Source organism: Enterovibrio nigricans DSM 22720 (assembly GCF_900167155.1).
Lineage (GTDB): Bacteria > Pseudomonadota > Gammaproteobacteria > Enterobacterales > Vibrionaceae > Enterovibrio > Enterovibrio nigricans.
Map to the genome: position 1 here is coordinate 52,376 of NZ_FUXU01000003.1, position 20,487 is coordinate 72,862.

Below are 20,487 nucleotides of genomic sequence, written 5' to 3' on the forward strand. Positions count from 1 at the left end.
AGCAAGGCTGGCAACCCACTGATACTATTTGTGCCAGTTTTTATGATGTAATTTCAGAGGTAATCATGCTGGGCGCAGAAGGTAAAGCGCGAATCAAGTGGGCCTGCCGACGCGGCATGTTGGAGCTTGACGTCATTATAATGCCGTTTTTCGAAGAGTGTTTTGACGCGTTAACGGAGTCAGAAAAGCAGGACTTTGTTGCGCTGCTTGAATGTGATGACCCAGACCTTTTTACATGGATGATGGGACAGAGTCGCAGCGAAAAACCTGAACTTGCGGCAATGGCAGACAAAATTGTCGAGCATAACCGCAGCAAACTTCGTTAATACACACCTTACTCCTTCTACATTTCTGTTACGAAGTGTGGTGTTTGGCTACATGTCAGTGGCAGCACTGTTGTTGTTTACGGGTGTGTGGCCATTAGAGATCAAAGTCTTATTGATAGCCTTTCTCTCTAAAGAGCTAAAGCATAGCGCACATGCCGCATTGGCGGTTGTGGGCGACTTTTCCTTACATACCGATGGGCACTGTCACTGGGAACATTGCGACTATCATGTTAGGTCTGTCGTATTTAAAAGCCCTGTTGGGTTTGTGTTGGATGTGCATCGAACGGGTGAGATAAAACGGATCCCGCTTCTGTACGATGCTTGTTCAGAACAAGACTTTCGTCATCTCAGTCGAATATGTTTAGAGTTAAAAGAGTGACGTTGTTCACGTATCATAACTTTACTGTATACCATTCCTAAAAAATATAACGCCTAGACCGATAACAGGGCAATCCCCCCAAAGTCTTATGGGAAAATGCCATGAATATTCGAACCAAACTCTATTTACTTACTGCTTTTTCGGCAGCTTCTCTTGTGCTTTTCGCATTAATCGGCTGGCAAGCGTCTGATCGTATGATTGACCTTAAAACGAAGCTGACGCTGGTGGGTGATCTTGAAGTGAGGCTATTGAATTTAAGACGAAACGAAAAAGACTTCCTGGCGCGTCTTGATGCGAAATACATTGAGACATTTGAGCAACAGGGAGAGAGCTTTAAAAGCGACTTAGTTCAACTGCGCCAATACGCTGAAGAGTTAGACTTAACGCTTCCTCAAATCGGAGCGGTTGATCAAGCGATGGACAACTACCAAAAGGGCTTTTTAAGGTTGTCTGACGGTTATCGGGAGCTCGGGCTAGATCGTGAATCAGGGCTACGCGGCGAGATTACGCAAGTAAACGAAAACGTATTGGCACAATCAGACAACCCCAATGCCGACTACCTTGTCACATTGGCGCGCTTGTTCGTTGCTGATATCAGTGAAAATCGATATGTCGAATACCTTGAAACATGGAACCGCTTGGTGGAAGGGAGTGCGCCAAACCTTAAGGCGCAAAAAGCCTTAATCGAGCAGTACTACACTTTAAGCAATAAAGTGGGCTTAGACCATAAATCAGGGCTTCTTGGAGCAATCCGTCAACAATCACATCAGGTTGAAGCCGACTTTGATGCAATGCGCAGCCAGCTTACACAGGAGCTTGAAAAGGCGTCAGATTCGGTGGTGAAAATCGTAGTAACCCTGTTGACCTTTGTCTCGATAGTACTGATCGCACTCAGTATTTGGCTGAACCGTTTTATCCAACGCCGCATCACAACGCTAACTCAGACCATGGAGCAAGTCGCGACAGAGCGAGCCGCAGAGAATGCTTCTCACAGTCTGGAACGTGCAAGCAAAGGTCATGCTACGGTGCAAAACACCCGATCGGCGATCGCCACATTGTCACAAGGACTTGGTGATGCCAACCGAGATATCCAGAGCTTGGTTTCGCTCTCTGAGCAAATTGGAACCGTTGTTCATGTGATTAAAGATATTTCAGAGCAAACTAACTTGTTGGCACTGAATGCGGCCATCGAAGCTGCGCGAGCAGGGGAACAAGGGCGCGGCTTTGCAGTGGTAGCAGATGAGGTTCGCTCGTTGGCAACGCGCACACATAAATCAACGGATGAGATAGCTACCATGATTGCGTCATTGCAGCAGCAAACCAATCTGGTTGTTGAGCGTATTTACGAGTGCCAGCAAGACAGTGAAGAGTCTGTAATACATGTAGAAGATGCTGCGAATGAGCTGGATAACATCATGCATGACATGCAGCAAATTATGGATATGAGCACGCAGATTGCAGCGGCCATTGAAGAGCAGAGTATGGTGGCGAAAGAAGTGAACCTGAATGTGCATTCTATTCAGGAGATCACGGCTAAAAATACCGCGTCGACCAGCGATAATGCGATGGCGGCTGAAAGGGTGGCAGAGCAGAGTAAAGAATTGGCGTTTGCGATTTCGGCTTTCAAAGCGTAAAAATCAAAACGTTAAAATCAGAAGACAAGAAAAAGCCCTCATGCGTGAGGGCTTTTTACATAGGCTGCGTTAAGCTCTACGACGTTGTTTTTAACAAGGGAAGTCAGGCACCAAAATCGTTGGGCCGCTTTCTTCCTGCTTATCGGGGTAGTCGATGGTGTAGTGAAGGCCTCGGCTCTCTTTGCGCGCCATGGCACATCGCACCATGAGCTCGGCAACCTGGAGTAGATTTCGCATTTCTAACAGGTTGTTAGACACGCGGAAATTACTGTAATACTCGTGCGTTTCCTGTTTTAACAATTCAATACGGCGAAGCGCACGCTCCAGTCGTTTGGTTGAACGCACGATGCCTACATAGTCCCACATAAACAAACGTAACTCGTGCCAGTTGTGCTGAAGTACCACCTCTTCATCTGAGCAGCTTACCTGACTTTCATCCCAGTGTGGCAATGACGGGGGAATTTCAGCTTTGGCTGCATTGTCTCCAATATGTTGGGCGGCAGCCCAAGCATACACAACGCATTCCAACAATGAATTTGAAGCCATGCGATTTGCGCCGTGAAGGCCGGTGTAGCTGACTTCGCCAATGGCGTACAAACCTTCCAAATCGGTTTGACCATTTTTATCTACCATCACACCACCACAGGTGTAATGAGCGGCAGGGACAATAGGGACAGCTTGCTTGGTTAAATCAAAGCCATACGTCATCAGCTTTTCATAGATAGTCGGGAAGTGCTTGATGACAAATTCGGGGTCTTTATGACTGATGTCGATATACATACAGTCTGCACCCAAACGTTTCATTTCGTAGTCGATAGCACGCGCGACAACATCACGCGGTGCTAATTCTGCACGTGCATCAAAGTCGGCCATGAAACGTGTACCATCTGGGCGGCGAAGGTAAGCGCCTTCTCCACGCAGTGCTTCGGTCAGTAAAAAGTTTCGGGCTTCTGGATGAAACAAACAGGTCGGGTGAAACTGGTTAAATTCAAGATTGGCTACCCGACAGCCTGCACGCCATGCCATTGCAATCCCGTCGCCAGAGGAGACATCAGGGTTGGATGTGTATTGATATACCTTTGAAGCGCCGCCGGTTGCAAGCACCACGAACTTCGCGCGAATGGTTTCAACGGCCTCTCTGTCACGGTTCCAGACGTAGGCACCTAGGATGCGGTTTGCGCCAGTGATGCCGATTTTCTTGCGAGTGATGAGATCGAGCGCATTGTGACGCTCCAATACATTGATATTCGGATGGTGCAACACGTTGTCTTGTAGCGATGTTTGTACCGCCATCCCGGTCGCATCTGCTGCATGCAAAATGCGTCGGTGGCTATGGCCGCCTTCCCGTGTTAAATGGAATTTGGGTTCATCCTCTTTGCTGTCTTCATCGAGATCGAACGGTACACCGCCATCGATCAACCACTGAACGCATTCCTTGGCATTCTCTGCAATAAAATTCACGACATCTTCATTGCAAAGGCCATCCCCTGCGATTTGTGTGTCTTCAACGTGTGATTCTATGGAGTCATTTTCATCAAAAACAGCGGCAATACCGCCCTGAGCATAATACGTCGCGCCTTCATTGCGCGGTCCTTTACTCAAGACCATCACTTTTTGCGTGGACGCAAGATGCAAAGCGAGTGACAACCCTGATGCGCCACTGCCGATGACCAAAACGTCACAGATGTGTTCTTTGTGAGTACTCATTGATACGCATTCCTTTCTCTCAAAGCCATGAAGTGCATCTGAGCGCACACGTCTTTGAAACAACGAGATATAGTTATTGCGTCAGTGTACACCAATCATTCTAGAGGGAGGAAGGCGTAAAGATGCGCAATGCGCAAAAGGACTTTGGATACAGGAAGGGGCGACAATCTGATAGACTTTGCGAGAGAGATCTGATCATCAAACGATTCTCTGTAAATTCGGGAACTTTCATTTATTTTGTCACTCATACCTTCGTGCTCAATCTTTACGGCTAGCGACTCAACGATGAAGTAGCAGACAGTGGCGAAGAGCGAAAAGAAATACCAAATGCTGACATTACGTTGACTGAATCCATGCAGACTCGGTCAAGTAGCAGAGACATATTGGTATCAATAATAAGGAGTAAACGCTCGAATGAGCGAGCAGTTAACTGATCAAGCCCTGATAGAGCGCGTACAAAGTGGCGATAAGCAAGCATTTAACCTGTTGGTCATCAAGTATCAGAATAAGGTGTGTAGCCTGATTTCCCGATATGTGAGTAACAGTGGTGATGTACCTGATGTGGCACAAGAAGCCTTCATCAAAGCGTACCGTGCTTTACCCGGGTTTCGAGGCGAGAGCGCCTTCTATACTTGGTTGTATCGTATTGCTGTGAATACAGCAAAAAATTATTTAGTGGCTCAGGGACGCCGTCCGCCTTCTAGTGATATTGATGCCGAAGAGGCAGAAAATTATGAAAATGGTGGCGCGCTGAAAGAAATTTCGAACCCTGAGAACCTTATGTTGTCAGAACAGTTGAAAGAGGTAGTCTTCAGTACCATCGAAGCGCTGCCGGATGATTTGAAAACGGCGATTACGCTGCGAGAGATTGATGGCTTGAGCTATGAAGAAATCGCAGAAGTAATGGACTGCCCGGTAGGGACGGTGCGTTCGCGCATATTCCGTGCCAGGGAAGCGGTAGATAAGCGTGTTCGTCCATTGATTAATCAGTAACAGAGTTAACTGTTAATAACGGTGAAATAAATGGCTGGAAAAGAGAATATTTCTGCGTTTTTCGACGGTGATATGACAGATTCAACGTCCCTTGACGGTATAGAACTGGATCTGGAAATGCAGCAAACATGGAAAAGTTATGCTGCCACCCGAGATGTAATGCGCGGAGATGCCCCGAAAGAACTAAGCTGGGACATCGCTTCAAGCGTTGCGTTAGCACTGGAAAATGAGCCTGCTCATGGTGCAGTATCGCAACAAGACGTTATTCCTCTGCAGCAGGCGCAACCCACGCCTGCGGCAGCGAGAAAATCGATGCCAATGTGGCTGCAACAATTAACGCAGGTGGGGATGGCGGCAGCCGTATCACTGGCGGTGATTGTTGGCGTTCAACAGTACAATGGTGGTATTGACACTGATCCAACATTCGCGGAGACGCAACCTCCTGTTCTACAAACTATTCCGCTGTCTGGATCGGCGCAACCTGTTAGCTTGAGCCGTGATACGCTCCAAGCTAGTCCTTCTGAAGCGCAGCTGATGGAGCAAGGCCGTCGTGTGAACGCGATGTTCCAAGATTATGAGTTACAACTTAGACTTAATGCTGATGAGATTGCCCATGAAAGCGATCCGCTAAACACTGAAGTGAGTGTACAAGATTGATCAAACCCATCCTGATCGGTGCTATTGCACTGGTCAGCCTGGTTGCCAATGCCTCGACGGAAGAAAGCCCCGCCGAGGCATTGCTGCATCATATGCACCAGGCTACTGAACAGTTAGATTATGAACTGTCTTATATATTGGTTCGCAAAAACAGCATAGAACCTCTCCGTTTTCGACATGCTCTTGTCGATGGAAAATCCTTTGGCCAAATCGCTTACCTCAGTGGTCCACCTCGTGAAGTGATTCGCCGAGGGGATGAAATCAGTTACTTTGAACCGGGTATCGATCCCTTCACGATCCAAAGCACACAAATGGTGGCCCCGCTGCCAGCTATCATGCAGACCAATATTGAGCAACTTGCTAGCATGTATGATTTCGTGCCGCTAGGACGTGCCCGTGAAGCGGGTGTTGCTAGTGATGTCGTCAGGGTCTCGCCAAAAGATGGCGAGCGATACTCTTACGTTTTGTGGATTGATCAAGATAGCAAACTGTTAGTACGTGCTGATTTATTGGACCGCGATGGCGATCCAATTGAGCAGTACCGAGCACTTTCGGTGGTTATTTCGCCACAGGTCGGTGATATGATGCGCCAACTTGCAGCCGTTGATTTACCGCCTGTCGTGCATTTACCGAATAAACCGAATTCAGATCTGAATTGGCAGGTGATGGATTTGCCTGTGGGCTTTAAGCCGATATACAGCAACAGACACCGTTTACTTATTACCGAGCGTCCGGTGGAAAGCCAAATGTTTAGCGATGGTCTTTTCAGTTTTTCTGTTTACTTGTCAGAAGCGGACAGTTTTTCGGTACCGGAGCAGCTTGTTCGCAAAGGTCGCCGTACCTTGCATAGCCATATTTTGGGCAATGCCGAAGTGACAGTGGTGGGTGATATTCCACCAGCAACGGCGAAAAAAGTCGCTGAGTCTGTTCGTTTTGTTGCAACGCCAAAAGCGCCGATTGCCACGGAAACATTGCCAACGCAGTCAAACGCGGAGCAGCAATGATAAAAGCACCTGCTGAAGTAACGGGTAACGACGAGGGTTTTGTTTTTGTACGTTGCCAACAGAAAACCAGCTGTGGCAGCTGTGCATCTAAAAGCAGCTGCGGGACAGGGATTGTAAACAATGCACTGCCGGGCAAGGTGCTGGATATTCGAGTGCCGTCAGAGAAAGCATTGGCCGTAGGCTCTATCATCGAAATCGGATTGGAAGAGCAAACGGTGCTGAAATCGGCGGTGGTGGTGTATGTATTACCACTTATTTTTGCAATGGCTGGCGCCTTTTTCGGCCAGTTTCTCGCAGATTTACTGACTGCTGGAGAAGGGGTGATTATTCTCTCTTCATTGGCAATTGGTGCTGTGGGGCTGCTTGTAGCCCGCTCTGTTTCTCGTAAAATGGAACGAGATGCTGGGATGACACCGACCCTTTTACGCGTTTTAGGTACCTCGCTGACCGATGCGGCGGTGATAAATGCCGCAACTGAGGATAGCGACTAGCCATTAATTTCGGTAGAATCCCGCCACTTGATCTATAGATCTTCAAATTTTCACTAACGAGTTAGTCACACCATCTATGAAGCACATTCGTAACTTTTCGATTATTGCCCACATTGACCACGGCAAATCGACCCTATCAGACCGTTTGATTCAGGTTTGTGGCGGTCTTAGCGACCGTGAAATGGCCGCACAGGTTCTGGACTCCATGGATCTGGAACGCGAACGTGGTATCACCATCAAAGCACAGAGTGTGACGCTGAATTACACAGCGCAAGATGGGGAAACCTATCAATTGAACTTCATCGACACCCCTGGACACGTTGACTTCTCCTATGAAGTATCACGCTCTCTGGCGGCATGTGAAGGTGCTTTGCTGGTGGTTGATGCAGGTCAGGGTGTTGAAGCTCAGACGCTGGCTAACTGCTACACCGCGATTGAAATGGACCTGGAAGTGGTGCCAATTCTGAACAAAATCGACTTGCCAGCTGCCGATCCTGATCGCGTAGCGGAAGAGATTGAAGACATCGTGGGTATCGACGCGACAGAAGCAACCCGCTGTTCGGCGAAAACTGGCCTTGGTGTTGATCTTGTTCTTGAAGATATCGTGCGCAGCATTCCATCACCAGAAGGTGATCCTGACGCGCCGCTACAAGCACTGATCATTGATTCATGGTTCGATAACTACCTGGGTGTGGTTTCTTTGGTTCGTATTAAAAATGGCGAACTGAAGAAGGGCGAAAAAATTAAAGTGATGAGCACCGGCCAAGTATGGGGTGTTGATCGCATCGGTATCTTTACGCCGAAACAAACGGATACACAAGGCCTTCGTACTGGTGAGGTAGGTTGGGTTGTTTGTGGTATCAAAGACATCCTGGGCGCACCTGTTGGTGATACCCTGACGTTGGCAAAACACGGTGCAGAAAAAGCGTTACCGGGCTTTAAGAAAGTGAAGCCACAGGTATATGCTGGTCTGTTCCCTGTGTCTTCTGACGATTATGAAAACTTCCGTGATGCACTGGGCAAATTGAGCCTGAACGATGCGTCTCTGTTCTATGAGCCAGAGAACTCGGCAGCACTGGGCTTTGGTTTCCGTTGTGGTTTCCTTGGCATGCTGCACATGGAAATCATTCAAGAGCGTCTTGAGCGTGAATACAACCTTGATTTGATCACTACAGCACCAACCGTGGTGTATGAAGTGAAGAAAACCAACGGTGATATCTTGTACGTGGATAGCCCGGCGAAATTGCCTCCAACGAATGACGTTGAGATCATGGGCGAGCCGATTGCACGTTGTCATATCCTTGTGCCATCAGAATACCTCGGTAACGTAATTACCTTGTGTGTTGAGAAACGTGGTAGTCAGGTTGATATGGTTTATCACGGCAACCAAGTAGCGCTGACATATGACATTCCAATGGCTGAAGTGGTTCTCGACTTCTTTGACCGTTTGAAGTCGACCTCGCGTGGCTATGCATCGCTGGATTACAACTTCCAACGCTATGAGCCATCAAACATGGTGCGTGTAGACGTCCTATTGAACGGTGATAACGTGGATGCATTGGCAATCATTACTCACAAAGATCACGCGCAAACTCGTGGCCGTGATTTGGTTGAGAAGATGAAAGAATTTATTCCTCGCCAACAGTTTGATATCGCGATTCAGGCAGCTATCGGTACGCACATTATTGCGCGTTCAACCGTGAAGCAGCTACGTAAGAACGTAACCGCGAAATGTTACGGCGGTGACGTAAGCCGTAAGAAAAAACTGCTGCAGAAGCAGAAAGAAGGTAAGAAGCGTATGAAGCAGATCGGTAACGTTGAACTGCCTCAAGAAGCATTCTTGGCAATTCTGCACGTAGGCAAAGATAAATAATAAAAACGGATTTGGAAGGTTAGGGGAACACAATGGCTAATACTTTTTCGCTAATTTTGGTGCTTGTCACCCTGTTTACAGGGATCATTTGGGCACTGGATAAATTCGTATGGGTACCGCGTCGTCAATTGAAGGCGGCAGAGGTGCTCCAGTTGGAAAGCGGAGAAGTCAGCGAGGAGCAAGTGGCGCAAGTCGCACCTCAGCCAAGCTGGATTGAAACATCGGCGTCTGTGTTCCCTGTTATTGGCCTCGTATTGGTTTTGCGATCTTTTATTTACGAGCCGTTCCAAATCCCGTCTGGTTCCATGATGCCGACCCTGCTCGTGGGTGACTTCATCCTCGTGGAGAAGTTTGCTTACGGCTTGAAAGATCCTGTGTTCCGCCATCAGTTAGTTGAAACGGGTGAGCCTGAACGCGGCGATGTGGTGGTGTTTAAGTACCCGCCACAACCTAGCATTGACTTTATCAAGCGTGTTGTTGGTGTACCGGGCGATACCGTGCGTTACACCGAAGACAAGCGTCTCTGCATTAAGAAAGAAGGCGAATCTACGTGTGAATTTGTACCCGTAGATAACGTTCATCAGAGCGGGTTTACACAACGAGGTGTTAATCTTATCCAAGCTGAGGAAATTCTCGGTCAAGAGCCACACGAAATTTTGGTGAATCCTTACATTCCAAACCAAACAGGTCAGTATTATCCGACGCCTGGTTTGGGTGAATGGGTGGTGCCAGAAGGGCAGTACTTTGTGATGGGTGATAACCGAGACAACAGCAAGGACAGCCGCTTCTGGGGATTTGTGCCTGAAGAAAATCTGGTGGGTAAAGCAGTCGGTATCTGGATCAGTTTCGAATTTGATGAACAAGGCGACAGCTTTTTGCCGTCTTGGGTACCTGTCGGCGTACGGTTTGACCGTATCGGCGGCATTGATTAACTTGGAACGACATGACAACACCAACAAATAAATTGCAGCGTCGTATTCGCTATGAATTTAGCGATGCGGCGCTTCTTAGTCTCTCCCTGACACACCGAAGCGCCAGTGGATACCACAATGAGCGCCTAGAGTTTCTGGGAGATTCTATCTTGAGTTTCGTTATTGCTGACGATCTCTACCATCGTTTCCCGAACGTTGATGAAGGTGACATGAGCCGTATGCGTGCAACGCTGGTTCGTGGTAACACGCTGGCCGAACTGGGCCGCGAGTTTGATCTTGGTGACGTATTGCAATTGGGCCCGGGTGAGCTGAAAAGTGGTGGATTCCGCCGCGATTCAATTCTGGCCGATGCGGTAGAAGCCATTATCGGTGCTATCTATCTCGACAGCGATCTGGAAACGGTACGTGGAATTGTACTGGGTTGGTACAAAGAGCGTCTGGACACTATTCAGCCAGGTGCTAACCAAAAAGACCCGAAAACACGCCTTCAGGAATCCCTGCAAGGGCGTCGCAAACCACTGCCTGCCTATAATGTGATTAAAGTGCAGGGCGAAGCACATAACCAACAGTTCACGGTTGAGTGCGAAGTAGCAGGTCTGGATCGACCTGTCGTAGGAAAGGGCAGCAGTCGACGCAAGGCTGAGCAAGCGGCTGCAGAACTGGCATTACAAAAGCTGGATTCATGACAGACACGCAGCAAACTCACCACTGTGGCTTTATCGCCATTGTTGGACGCCCAAATGTGGGAAAATCTACGCTTCTAAACCGCCTTGTCGGGCAGAAGCTGTCAATCACGTCACGCAAACCACAAACCACGCGTCACCGCATCATGGGTGTTGATACCCGTGATGGCTATCAAGCGGTTTATGTGGATACGCCGGGGCTTCATATTGAAGAAAAACGTACCATCAACCGGTTGATGAACCGTGCAGCGTCTAGCTCACTGACCGACGTTGAATTGGTACTGTTCCTTGTTGATGGCACGATTTGGACAGCAGATGACGAAATGGTATTAAACAAGCTCAAGAAATCTGGGCTGCCTGTTGTTTTGCTGATCAACAAAGTGGATAACGTCAAAGAAAAAAGCGAACTGTTTCCGCATCTGCAAGCGCTGAGCGAGAAAATGGACTTCGTTGATGTTGTGCCTGTTTCTGCAAAGAGCGGTAAAAATATTGATGTGGTCGAGAAGTTGGTTCGTCAGCACTTGCCGGTGTGTGAGTGGTACTTCCCTGAGGAGTACGTGACTGACCGTTCTCAACGCTTTATGGCGTCTGAAATTATTCGTGAAAAGCTGATGCGTTTTACGGGTGATGAACTGCCTTATTCAGTGACGGTAGAAATCGAACGCTTTGATTACAACCCTGAAACCGATGGTTTCGAGATCAATGGTTTGATTTTGGTTGAACGTAGCGGTCAGAAGAAAATGGTGATCGGTAAAGGTGGCGATAAAATCAAAACCATTGGCCGTGAAGCCCGTCTGGACATGCAAGAGCTGTTCGACCGTAAGGTTTACCTCGAACTTTGGGTGAAAGTGAAGTCAGGTTGGGCTGATGACGAGCGCGCATTGCGCAGTCTTGGCTATATCGACGATCTATAAGCCCTTTCTTCGTCATACTTAAAATACACCAGGAGCAATATGGAAGGCTTGCAGCGCTGCTTTGTTCTGCACTCACGACCTTACAGTGAGACCAGCCTGATTCTGGATGTTTTTAGCGAAAACCACGGGCGTGTCAGCATCATGGCGAAAGGTGCCCGTGGTAAACGCTCTCCCCTCAAAGGGGCTTTGCAGCCCTTTACGCCCTTGCTCATGAAATGGTCTGGCCGTGGCGAAATGCGCACCCTTCGCCAAGCTGAAGCGATGGGATTGGCGATTCCCCTCTCTGGAAATGCGCTCTTTTCAGGGCTATACCTCAACGAAATTCTTAGTCGCGTGGTGGAACCGGAAACGGGCTATCACCAGCTTTTCTATGACTACGTTACTGCACTGACGGAATTGGCTCAGTACAGCAATCCTGAACCGGCTTTACGCCGTTTTGAGCTCGCCTTACTAGACTCGCTGGGATATGGCGTGGATTTTCTGCATTGTGCAGGCAGTGGCGAAGAGGTAGACCAAGCCATGACCTACATTTTCCGTGAGCAGCAGGGGTTTGTCGCCTCGCTTATGAAAAGCAATAACCTCGTATTTACTGGCAGTGATCTGCTTGCTTTGGCCTCTCGTCAGTTTACAACCCGTGACCAGTTAAAAGCGGCGAAACGCTTTACACGATTGGCACTCAAGCCTTATCTTGGTTCCAAGCCTCTCAAAAGCCGAGAGCTATTTTTGTTAAGAACAAGGAAATCAACGCAATGAATACCATTTACCTGGGCGTGAATATTGACCATGTGGCGACTGTTCGTAATGCGCGTGGCACGAAGTACCCTGATCCAGTCCATGCGGCAGAAATTGCTGAGCGTGCGGGTGCTGATGGTATTACGGTCCATTTGCGTGAAGACCGCCGTCATATCAAAGATCGTGATGTCTACATACTGCGTGACACGCTACAAACGCGCATGAATCTGGAAATGGCAGTGACCGAGGAAATGGTAAACATCGCATTGGATGTGATGCCTGCCTATGTGTGTCTGGTGCCGGAAAAGCGTGAAGAATTGACCACCGAAGGCGGTTTGGATGTTGCGGGTCAGCTGGATAAAGTGAAAGCGGCCACAGAAACACTGAATGCAGCCGGTATTAAAGTGTCGCTATTTATCGACGCTGATCGCACGCAAATCGATGCGGCAAAAGCATGTGGTGCGCCTTTCATTGAGTTGCATACCGGAGCTTACGCAGAAGCGGAAACGGATGAAGACATGCAGGCTGAGCTGAAGAAAATTGCAGCAGCAGCGAGCTACGCGCATGATTTGGGGATTAAAGTGAATGCCGGCCACGGTCTGACGTATCACAACGTTACACCCATCGCGAAAATTCCAGAGATCTACGAACTGAACATTGGTCATGCCATCATTGGCCGTGCAGTTTTTGATGGCTTGCCGAAAGCGGTTGCAGACATGAAAGCCATCATGCAGGAAGCGCGTCGTTAATGGCCGTTGTCGGTTTAGGGACTGACATTGCTGAAATCGGGCGGTTTGACACCATCATCGCCCGAAAAACAGGTGATGCGTTTGCACAGCGTGTCCTGACGCCATCTGAGCTAGAAAAGTACGCCAGTACCAAGCAGAAAGCCCGCTATTTGGCCAAGCGCTTTGCAGCAAAAGAGGCAGCATCTAAAGCCTTGGGTACGGGGATAGCGTGTGGCGTGACGTTTCACGATTTTGACGTCACCAATGATGAGCATGGAAAACCGCTGCTTGCATTGTCAGGTGTGGCGAAGCAACTTGCAGACGCGCGGGGGGTGACAAACATCCTCCTCACCATTGCTGATGAGAAACGCTATGCCGTTGCGACGGTGCTGCTAGAGCAATAATATTGAGATAGCAAAGAGCCCGCAAGCCGCGGGCTCTTTTTCTTTGACTTACATTCGTTAAGCCGTCATACGTTTAAAGACAATGGACGTATTTACGCCGCCAAACGCAAAGTTATTGCTCATGATGTACTCGCAATCGATCTGACGCTCTTCGCCGCGAATGTAATCAAGTTCGCCACAGGCAGGGTCAACGTTGTCGAGATTAAGTGTTGGGCTGAACCAGCCGTTGTTCATCATTTCAATCGCAAGCCAGGCTTCAATTGCACCGCAAGCCCCTAAAGTGTGTCCAAAATAACTTTTTAGTGAACTGATTGGCATGCGAGAACCAAACACATTGGTCGTCGCTTGCGTTTCGGCGATATCTCCTTTGCTGGTTGCCGTACCATGCGCGGAGACATAGCCGATTTGACCTGCAGATACGCCTGCATTTTTAAGCGCATTCTCCATACAAATTTGCATGGTTTCCATCTGGGGGTCGGTGATATGCGCGGCATCGCAGTTACTGGCAAAGCCGACAATCTCTGCATAGATGGTAGCACCACGTGCTTTTGCGTGCTCATACTCTTCCAGCACCAATGACCCCGCGCCTTCACCAATGACAATCCCGTCGCGATTGACATCAAATGGACGGGGTGTCGCGTCCGGTGTGTCGTTTTTCTGGCTAGTCGCATACAAAGTATCGAAGACGGCGGGTTGGGTAGGGCAGAGCTCATCTGCACCGCCTGCGACCATTGCAGTCTGGTAGCCGTGTTTAATGGCTTCATAAGAATAGCCAATCGCCTGGCTACCCGATGTACAGGCACTGCTGGTTGGGATTACTCGCCCTCTAAGGCCAAAGAAAAGCCCTATGTTAACCGCAGTGGTAGCTGGCATCATTTGTACGTAAGTATTCGCTGTGATCGCTTCGGTGGTCTTTTTCTCCATCATGATAGAGAAAGCGCGAGAAGGTCCATTACTGCCCGTTGATGAGCCAAATGCTACGCCAGTTTGACCGTTGTTGAGGACATCCAAGCCCATAAGCCCAGATTGAATGAGAGCAAGTTCTGTGGCAACGGTAGAGTATTTCGCCACTAAGCCCATGCTTCGCACCTGTTTGCGACCATAATGTTTGGGCAGGACAAACTCATCCAATGGCGCTGTCAAACGGGTGTTGAGGCCGTCATATTGCTCAAGTGATTCTGTGTATTTTACCGCATTCTTGTGTTCGAGAAGGCGAGAGGACACAGTATCCCAGTGATTACCAAAAGCGGTGACTCCCGCCATTCCGGTAACGACAACACGTCTGTTCATCGAAAACCTCCATTTATCGAAATTACTTGTCGGGTGACATAACTGGCTGCATCGGACATTAAAAAGGCGACAACATTCGCGACCTCTTCGGGGGTTCCCATGCGGTTGAGAGCGATATCAGGCAGTGCCTTAGCGAGTATTCGCTCATCTATCATGCCTGTATCAATCAACCCCGGCGCGACGCAGTTGACGGTGATTTTTCTTTTTCCTAGCTCCATCGCTAATGCTTTTGTTGCGCCGATAATTCCCGCCTTGGCCGCGCTGTAGTTCGTTTGGCCCGGGTTGCCAATAAGGCCGGAAACCGATGACATTGTGACGATTCGTCCTCCCGTTCGTAATCGAATCATGGGCATCACAATGGGATGAAGGACGTTGTAGAAGCTGTCGAGATTGGTATGGACGACGCCATCCCATTCTTCTTCGGTCATCGCGGGAAAGGCGGTGTCTGCGGTTACACCCGCGTTATTTACGATGCCGTAATAGGCCCCGAAAGCCTCGATGTCGCTTTCAATTTGCTCTCTGCATTCATTTCTATTTCGAATGTCAAATCGCAGGATACGACCTGTCCCGCCATTATTTTCTATGGTGGTCAGTGTCTCTCTGGCACCACCTTCGTCGTTGCCATAGTGAACGACAATATCAAAGCCAGCATTCGCCAGCGTGATGGCAATTGCCCGACCAATGCCTTTACTTGCCCCTGTTACCAGTACAGTGCGTGTCATGGGGATTCTCCTTTCGTCATGTCTTCAAGGGCGTCCGTTGACGGTTCGTAGGTACTTAACTGACAGGTTGCAACTTCAATACCATCCAATTCAATGTGGCATCGAAACACAGACATTCCTCCATCACTCATGACTTCTTCCACGAATATATCGAGGGGCTTGCCGATAGGAAACTGAGGGACAGTGACCTTGTATTGCCGGCTGCCAACGAGAAAGCCTATGGCAGGTGTTTTACCTGTTAAGAAGTCTTGATAGCCTGACCAAGTAGCAATGGTTTGCGCCATCAATTCAATGCCTACCCAAGCGGGAATGCCTTGCAGTAACTTGTCGAAAAAGTGGTGTTGATAGGTTGGGAACGCTTGGCAATGCGCGGAGGTAGTATCAGCATGTTTCAGTGCGTCGAGTAGCAGCATTGGCGCTCTATGAGGCACTAATGATGCTATTGGGGGATAGACGTTAGTATCGTCAGTCATGAAATATTTCCCCCAACTCTTTGGATACCGCTGCATATGCCAGCAGTTTCTCTTTAAGCACTGGCGGTGCGACAAACTGCATTTCTTGTCCGTCAAGGGTTACTGGAACCTGTACGGTATGTGCTTTACATAACCTTTGCAGTGAAACGCAGGATCGTTGGGGTTGAGCCTTTTTAATTGTGCGGGGCTACTGATTAATGTCAAAGGAAGTGTATGGTCCAGCGGAGATTGCTGTACGTAATCAATATTAGTGCGCGCAAACGGTCGATGGGCGAAAAGAGGCCAAAATACACGAAAGAGCAGGCCGTAAATGTGTTGATGAGAGACAGTGCTAACAACCGCACTCTCACCCAGAGTGTTTCCCCAAGTTTGCTCAAGCGTATCAATCTCAACATGCAATTGATGCAGTGACTTGATGATGGCTTTCGGTGTCCCACTAGAGCCTGACGTGTAAAGGATCAGTTGAATATCTTTATCATTGAAAGTGGGGAGTGGGATGTGCTCCGTTGAGGTTGTTTCAACGGGCAGCGTCACGGACTGTTTACCTAGAACGGTGATTGCCGCGGTATCTGTTACCACGCCGTCATACGCATCGGACAATTCTGCCAGGGCGGAGGGACGTAAGTTTCCAGGTACAACAATGGTCTTTTCTGCATGTGCCAGTGCTAAACATGCCAAAGCCATGTGATAGCTATCGTCCAGACATAATGCCCAGCGCTTGCGACTATCGTTTTCAAACACGCGATACAACGCTTCAACGTCCCGTTGGAAGCATGGCCAGGTTTGCGTGTTCTCTTGGTCAGTGGTGACGTAATGGCGACTATTGACCGCCATAAGTTGGGAAAATGTAGATAAGCCCATATGACTTGCAAACCTCAATAAGTGACTGCACATCTTGGGGGCATAGGCTTAACCCGAGATGCTAAAACCCAAGCAATGCACTGACCCATTCCTGCATTTCAACGGCGAGAATTCCTCGCAATTGATGGCCTGGCTCGGGTGGTCTATCCAGTGGTGTTTGCCAATGCTCAATCGAAACCGTGCGCTACAATCGCCATGAACTAATGGCGGTTGTAGCGCACGCACGTTTTGATTTAGGCGGTTTGCAGAAGCTCGTTAATCGCATTAACAACATCCTGCACCGTCCTTACGCTTTTGAAGGTCTCTGGTGGGATTTTCTGACCAATTTCTTTTTGTAAATGCACGACAAGGTCGACAGCGTCAATACTGTCTAAAACAAGATCCTCATAAAGGTTTGCGTCAGGGGAAACGTCGTCTGCGGCAACATCAAACATGTCGATGAGCGCGGCTTTTACTAGTTCGAAATTTTTTGTAGTTATATCAGCCATGATACTTATCTCTAACGTTGTTGTATTTTTCCACTTTCGGCAGTGGTTTGTTTTTTTTACCAAAGTGTTGAGAGATATATCAGACTGGTTTTCTGAGTACTAAATCAGAAAGATGGGATTACGTGATGTATCGTGAAGTTTTTACAGTGCTTACATTCCTAGACAATTTTTTTTGAAATCACTCGAAGATGATGCCCTGAAAAATATACATTCATTTATGTGAGGATTGGTGTTTTAGAAGGGACATCTCAGACATAGAATCGAGGCTGTATAAAAAAGCTGGCACGCTTGTGTGCCAGCTTTTTGAGGGATTAGTCTTGAGAGAAATAATGCGGAGCTTGTTCCCGGACGTTGTGCATTTCATCGAGTAGCTCCAACAGTTCAGGTTCAATATCGGCGACGGCATCGCCACTTTTCATTTGTGTCTCCAATTCATAGCAAAGCTGTTTGAGCTTTGGAACACCACTGTATGCGCAACTGCCATGAAGTTTGTGTATCACGGGCCACAAGTCGATGCTGTTATCTTCTAATGCGCGGGACACTTTCTCTTCAACTTCATCAAAAGAGCGGATCAGCATTTGCAGCATGTCTCGGGCGAGATCTGCTTTACCCGCAGCTTGTTTCATGGCGAGAGACCAATCCACACTGAGCGTAAATGATGCAGGGGACTGTATATTCATGACTGGGGTTGATGGAAGCGGCGTATCATTGGCACAGAGAGTCCAATGATGGAGTACTTGCTCAAGAATGTGCTCTTCAATGGGCTTGGTCAGGTAGTCATCCATTCCTTCTCTAAGCAAGCGTTCTCGTTCTCCGGTCATTGCGTGCGCGGTAACAGCGACAACCGGGGTGTCTCGATTTAATGGACTTTTCCGTATCTCATTGCAGGCCGTCACCCCATCCATTTCTGGCATCTGTATGTCCATCAAGATTAGGTCAAATTCTTGCTCATAGGCATTGGTGATGGCTTCTTTTCCGCTGGTAGCAACAATGACATTGGTTACCCTTTCAGACAGCAATGCTTCAATCAGTTTGAGATTGGCAGGGTTGTCATCAACCGCCATCACCGTAATAGGGAAGGTTGGATGAGAGACAGTGACAGGTATTTCTATCACTTCGGAGGTTGGCGCGTCATGTTGCAGTTGTTCCACCAGTTTTCGCAATGGTAGTGGTTTTGCCATGCATGCATCGATACCCGCATCGATGAGCTGTTCAGACAGTGCCAGTTCGGTGGTTGGTAAGCCAAAGATCACGCGATTAGCACATGATTCGGCATGTCTAGCAAGTGCAATGACGTCGTCAGTGTCTGGAGACTCATTGGCGTCGATACACAGCAATATCGTATCAAAGTGTTCGGCAGTGTCTGGAAATTGCGGATAGCTTTGAACCATCAGTCCGACGTTTGATAACCGTTCACTGAGAGAGAGCCGTGTTTCTTGGTGTGGCTCGACAAGCAGCAAGCTTTTCCCTGTCAGTGCCTCTTGGTCGATTGGTTGGATTAACGGCAGATCTGTTTTTAAAAGCGTCAAAGTAAACCAGAAGGTCGAGCCTTGATGAAGTCGGCTGTTAAAACCGATATCGCCACCCATTTGCTGTACCAGTTTTTGTGTGATAACCAGACCCAGACCTGTTCCGCCATAGCGTCGACTGATACTGGCATCTGCTTGTCGGAAGGCTTGGAACAGCTGTGCTTGTTGTCGCTCGGAGATACCGATCCCCGTATCTCTCACGGTAAACTGCAGCTCAAGTCGCTCATCGCGTTGCAGTTTCAGTTCGACGCCGACACTGATATGGCCGCGTTCGGTAAATTTAGCGGCATTACCGATCAGGTTTGTCAGAACTTGCTGTATACGGAGTGGGTCGCCAATCACACCTGTTGGGATGCGTGGGTCAATGCGCAAGTTTAGTTCAAGCCCTTTTTCGTGCGCCATTGGCGCAAGTAATCGCATAACCTCATCCAGAGAGTCTTCGAAATCGAACGGGATGTTTTCGAGTAAAAGTTTACCTGCCTCAAGTTTTGAAAAGTCGAGAATGTCATTGATTATTGTGAGCAAGTTATTCGCCGATTTCTCGATGGTTTGTAAGTAGTCTTGTTGACTGGTACTGAGTTGTGTTTTGAGCATTTGGCGTGTAAAGCCGATCACACCGTTAAGTGGGGTTCTAAGCTCGTGAGACATGTTGGCAAGGAACTCTGATTTCACCCGCGCTGCTTCTTGTGCATTTTTTTTCGCGATGTCGAGTTCTACGTTTTGAATTTCAAGTTGCTCAAGCGTTTCACGTAGATCGGAGGTTGCCTGATCGATGCTTTGTTGCATTTCGAGGTGGTATTCCGACAACGAAATCGCCATCGCATTGATACCGTTTTTCAGTGTGTCGAGCTCGCCAAGTAACTTCCCTTCAATACGTACATCTAGGTGGCCACGACGAATGCGGTCAATCATGCTGATCATTTGGTTGATGGGGATTTCGACATCAAGCAGCAGGCGGTAGGCGAAAAAGCCTGACAAAATCAACCCAAAGAGAAGCACGACGGCTGCTGACGTGATTTCTTGGTATTGCTTGAGTTTTACGGTGGAAAGATCCATTTCCATCGTGATGTAGCCAATCGGTTTTTCATCAATAGCATCAATGTTGAAACCGCTGATGGCACGGATAGGAGCGCGAAGAATTAAGGTATCTTCTGACTGCGTAACTTCAAGACTGTTAGGCAGTGGTTGCCCGCGAGGAACGGCAAGCGAGTCCAAATTTCTGTGGTAATTGGACGTCACAAACAGCTCATTTTGGCTTGAAAAAACAGCGATGCTTCGAACGTATTGGCTGTGCTGGCGGTGAGTATGTCCAATCAGGCGACGAACACTCTCTCGGCCTTCGTTGGTTAAGCCTATTTCACTGGCGATGGCCAAGGGTTCAATAATGGCTTGCCCCGTTACGCTAAGTTGCTGTTCAAGTTCGAAATAACGGTTCTTTATGAAATAAGCACTCAGCAAGAGACCGACAATCAAAGTCGGTGCGAGTGTCAGGGTAATAACTCTGGCGCGAAGTCCGTATTTGGTCATGCTGTTTGTTCTGTGGGAGAATTGGCGTCAAATTCGCGACGTACCTGTAGACATTCTAATCTCTGGTACGGCACTACACCAAAGCTGTCGGCGATAATTCAGCAGGTTATCACAACTGTTCGACGGTCAATAAGTATCAT

At 48.4% G+C, this 20,487-nt stretch carries 21 protein-coding genes; 14 read left to right on the forward strand and 7 right to left on the reverse strand.

Features of this window, described 5'->3' with window-relative positions:
• Window positions 1-65 precede the first annotated feature (65 nt).
• The 3 genes from B5D35_RS01865 (at window position 66) to B5D35_RS01875 (ending at window position 2,339) form a co-directional block, all read left to right on the forward strand.
• The gene (locus B5D35_RS01865) at window positions 66-326 is read left to right on the forward strand and encodes an FAD assembly factor SdhE (protein WP_078750924.1); all 261 of its coding nucleotides are present in this window, start codon (window positions 66-68) and stop codon (window positions 324-326) included.
• Complete coding sequence (locus B5D35_RS01870) at window positions 295-705, forward strand: protein YgfX (protein ID WP_139367714.1); 411 nt, start codon at window positions 295-297, stop codon at window positions 703-705. Before B5D35_RS01865 ends, B5D35_RS01870 begins: the two co-directional genes overlap by 32 nt.
• 101 nt (window positions 706-806) lie before the next feature.
• On the forward strand, window positions 807-2,339 hold the full coding sequence (locus B5D35_RS01875) for a methyl-accepting chemotaxis protein (RefSeq protein ID WP_078750926.1): 1,533 nt from the start codon (window positions 807-809) through the stop codon (window positions 2,337-2,339).
• A 90-nt stretch (window positions 2,340-2,429) separates the two neighbouring features.
• Here B5D35_RS01875 and nadB read toward each other — a convergent pair whose 3' ends face one another.
• Complete coding sequence (nadB, locus tag B5D35_RS01880; protein WP_078750927.1) at window positions 2,430-4,046, reverse strand: L-aspartate oxidase; 1,617 nt, start codon at window positions 4,044-4,046, stop codon at window positions 2,430-2,432.
• A 414-nt stretch (window positions 4,047-4,460) separates the two neighbouring features.
• Here nadB and rpoE point away from each other — a divergent pair, with 414 nt between their 5' ends.
• The 11 genes from rpoE (at window position 4,461) to acpS (ending at window position 13,457) form a co-directional block, all read left to right on the forward strand.
• Window positions 4,461-5,039: an RNA polymerase sigma factor RpoE gene (gene rpoE, locus B5D35_RS01885; protein ID WP_078750928.1), complete on the forward strand. Its 579-nt coding sequence runs from the start codon at window positions 4,461-4,463 to the stop codon at window positions 5,037-5,039.
• Between the two features lie 30 nt (window positions 5,040-5,069).
• Window positions 5,070-5,696, forward strand: a complete 627-nt coding sequence (locus tag B5D35_RS01890) for an RseA family anti-sigma factor (RefSeq protein ID WP_078750929.1) — start codon at window positions 5,070-5,072, stop codon at window positions 5,694-5,696.
• The gene (gene rseB, locus B5D35_RS01895) at window positions 5,696-6,700 is read left to right on the forward strand and encodes a sigma-E factor regulatory protein RseB (RefSeq protein ID WP_078751005.1); all 1,005 of its coding nucleotides are present in this window, start codon (window positions 5,696-5,698) and stop codon (window positions 6,698-6,700) included. The genes B5D35_RS01890 and rseB overlap by 1 nt, the downstream gene beginning before the upstream one ends.
• Window positions 6,697-7,191, forward strand: a complete 495-nt coding sequence (locus B5D35_RS01900; RefSeq protein ID WP_078750930.1) for a SoxR reducing system RseC family protein — start codon at window positions 6,697-6,699, stop codon at window positions 7,189-7,191. Before rseB ends, B5D35_RS01900 begins: the two co-directional genes overlap by 4 nt.
• A gap of 76 nt (window positions 7,192-7,267) precedes the next feature.
• Window positions 7,268-9,064, forward strand: a complete 1,797-nt coding sequence (gene lepA, locus B5D35_RS01905) for a translation elongation factor 4 (RefSeq protein ID WP_078750931.1) — start codon at window positions 7,268-7,270, stop codon at window positions 9,062-9,064.
• Between the two features lie 32 nt (window positions 9,065-9,096).
• On the forward strand, window positions 9,097-9,996 hold the full coding sequence (gene lepB / locus B5D35_RS01910; protein WP_078750932.1) for a signal peptidase I: 900 nt from the start codon (window positions 9,097-9,099) through the stop codon (window positions 9,994-9,996).
• An 11-nt stretch (window positions 9,997-10,007) separates the two neighbouring features.
• On the forward strand, window positions 10,008-10,682 hold the full coding sequence (rnc, locus tag B5D35_RS01915; RefSeq protein ID WP_078750933.1) for a ribonuclease III: 675 nt from the start codon (window positions 10,008-10,010) through the stop codon (window positions 10,680-10,682).
• Window positions 10,679-11,593, forward strand: a complete 915-nt coding sequence (era, locus tag B5D35_RS01920; protein WP_078750934.1) for a GTPase Era — start codon at window positions 10,679-10,681, stop codon at window positions 11,591-11,593. The genes rnc and era overlap by 4 nt, the downstream gene beginning before the upstream one ends.
• A gap of 39 nt (window positions 11,594-11,632) precedes the next feature.
• On the forward strand, window positions 11,633-12,346 hold the full coding sequence (gene recO, locus B5D35_RS01925) for a DNA repair protein RecO (RefSeq protein WP_078750935.1): 714 nt from the start codon (window positions 11,633-11,635) through the stop codon (window positions 12,344-12,346).
• Complete coding sequence (gene pdxJ, locus B5D35_RS01930; protein ID WP_078750936.1) at window positions 12,343-13,074, forward strand: pyridoxine 5'-phosphate synthase; 732 nt, start codon at window positions 12,343-12,345, stop codon at window positions 13,072-13,074. Before recO ends, pdxJ begins: the two co-directional genes overlap by 4 nt.
• Complete coding sequence (gene acpS / locus B5D35_RS01935; protein ID WP_078750937.1) at window positions 13,074-13,457, forward strand: holo-ACP synthase; 384 nt, start codon at window positions 13,074-13,076, stop codon at window positions 13,455-13,457. The genes pdxJ and acpS overlap by 1 nt, the downstream gene beginning before the upstream one ends.
• 57 nt (window positions 13,458-13,514) lie before the next feature.
• Here the strand turns inward: acpS and B5D35_RS01940 are convergent, their stop codons facing one another.
• From B5D35_RS01940 to barA, 6 genes are all read right to left on the reverse strand, one after another.
• Entirely contained in the window at window positions 13,515-14,747 is a 1,233-nt protein-coding gene (locus B5D35_RS01940; RefSeq protein WP_078750938.1) for a beta-ketoacyl-ACP synthase, read from the reverse strand.
• On the reverse strand, window positions 14,744-15,469 hold the full coding sequence (locus B5D35_RS01945; protein WP_078750939.1) for a 3-ketoacyl-ACP reductase FabG2: 726 nt from the start codon (window positions 15,467-15,469) through the stop codon (window positions 14,744-14,746). Before B5D35_RS01945 ends, B5D35_RS01940 begins: the two co-directional genes overlap by 4 nt.
• A complete protein-coding gene (locus tag B5D35_RS01950; RefSeq protein WP_078750940.1) occupies window positions 15,466-15,942 on the reverse strand; it encodes a hotdog family protein in 477 nt (158 codons plus the stop codon). Before B5D35_RS01950 ends, B5D35_RS01945 begins: the two co-directional genes overlap by 4 nt.
• A 99-nt stretch (window positions 15,943-16,041) precedes the next feature.
• On the reverse strand, window positions 16,042-16,803 hold the full coding sequence (locus B5D35_RS01955) for an AMP-binding protein (protein WP_078750941.1): 762 nt from the start codon (window positions 16,801-16,803) through the stop codon (window positions 16,042-16,044).
• Between the two features lie 233 nt (window positions 16,804-17,036).
• The gene (locus B5D35_RS01960; protein WP_078750942.1) at window positions 17,037-17,291 is read right to left on the reverse strand and encodes an acyl carrier protein; all 255 of its coding nucleotides are present in this window, start codon (window positions 17,289-17,291) and stop codon (window positions 17,037-17,039) included.
• Window positions 17,292-17,602: 311 nt separating this feature from the next.
• Window positions 17,603-20,347, reverse strand: coding sequence for a two-component sensor histidine kinase BarA (gene barA / locus B5D35_RS01965; protein WP_078750943.1), 2,745 nt, complete (start codon window positions 20,345-20,347; stop codon window positions 17,603-17,605).
• Window positions 20,348-20,487: the final 140 nt, after the last annotated feature.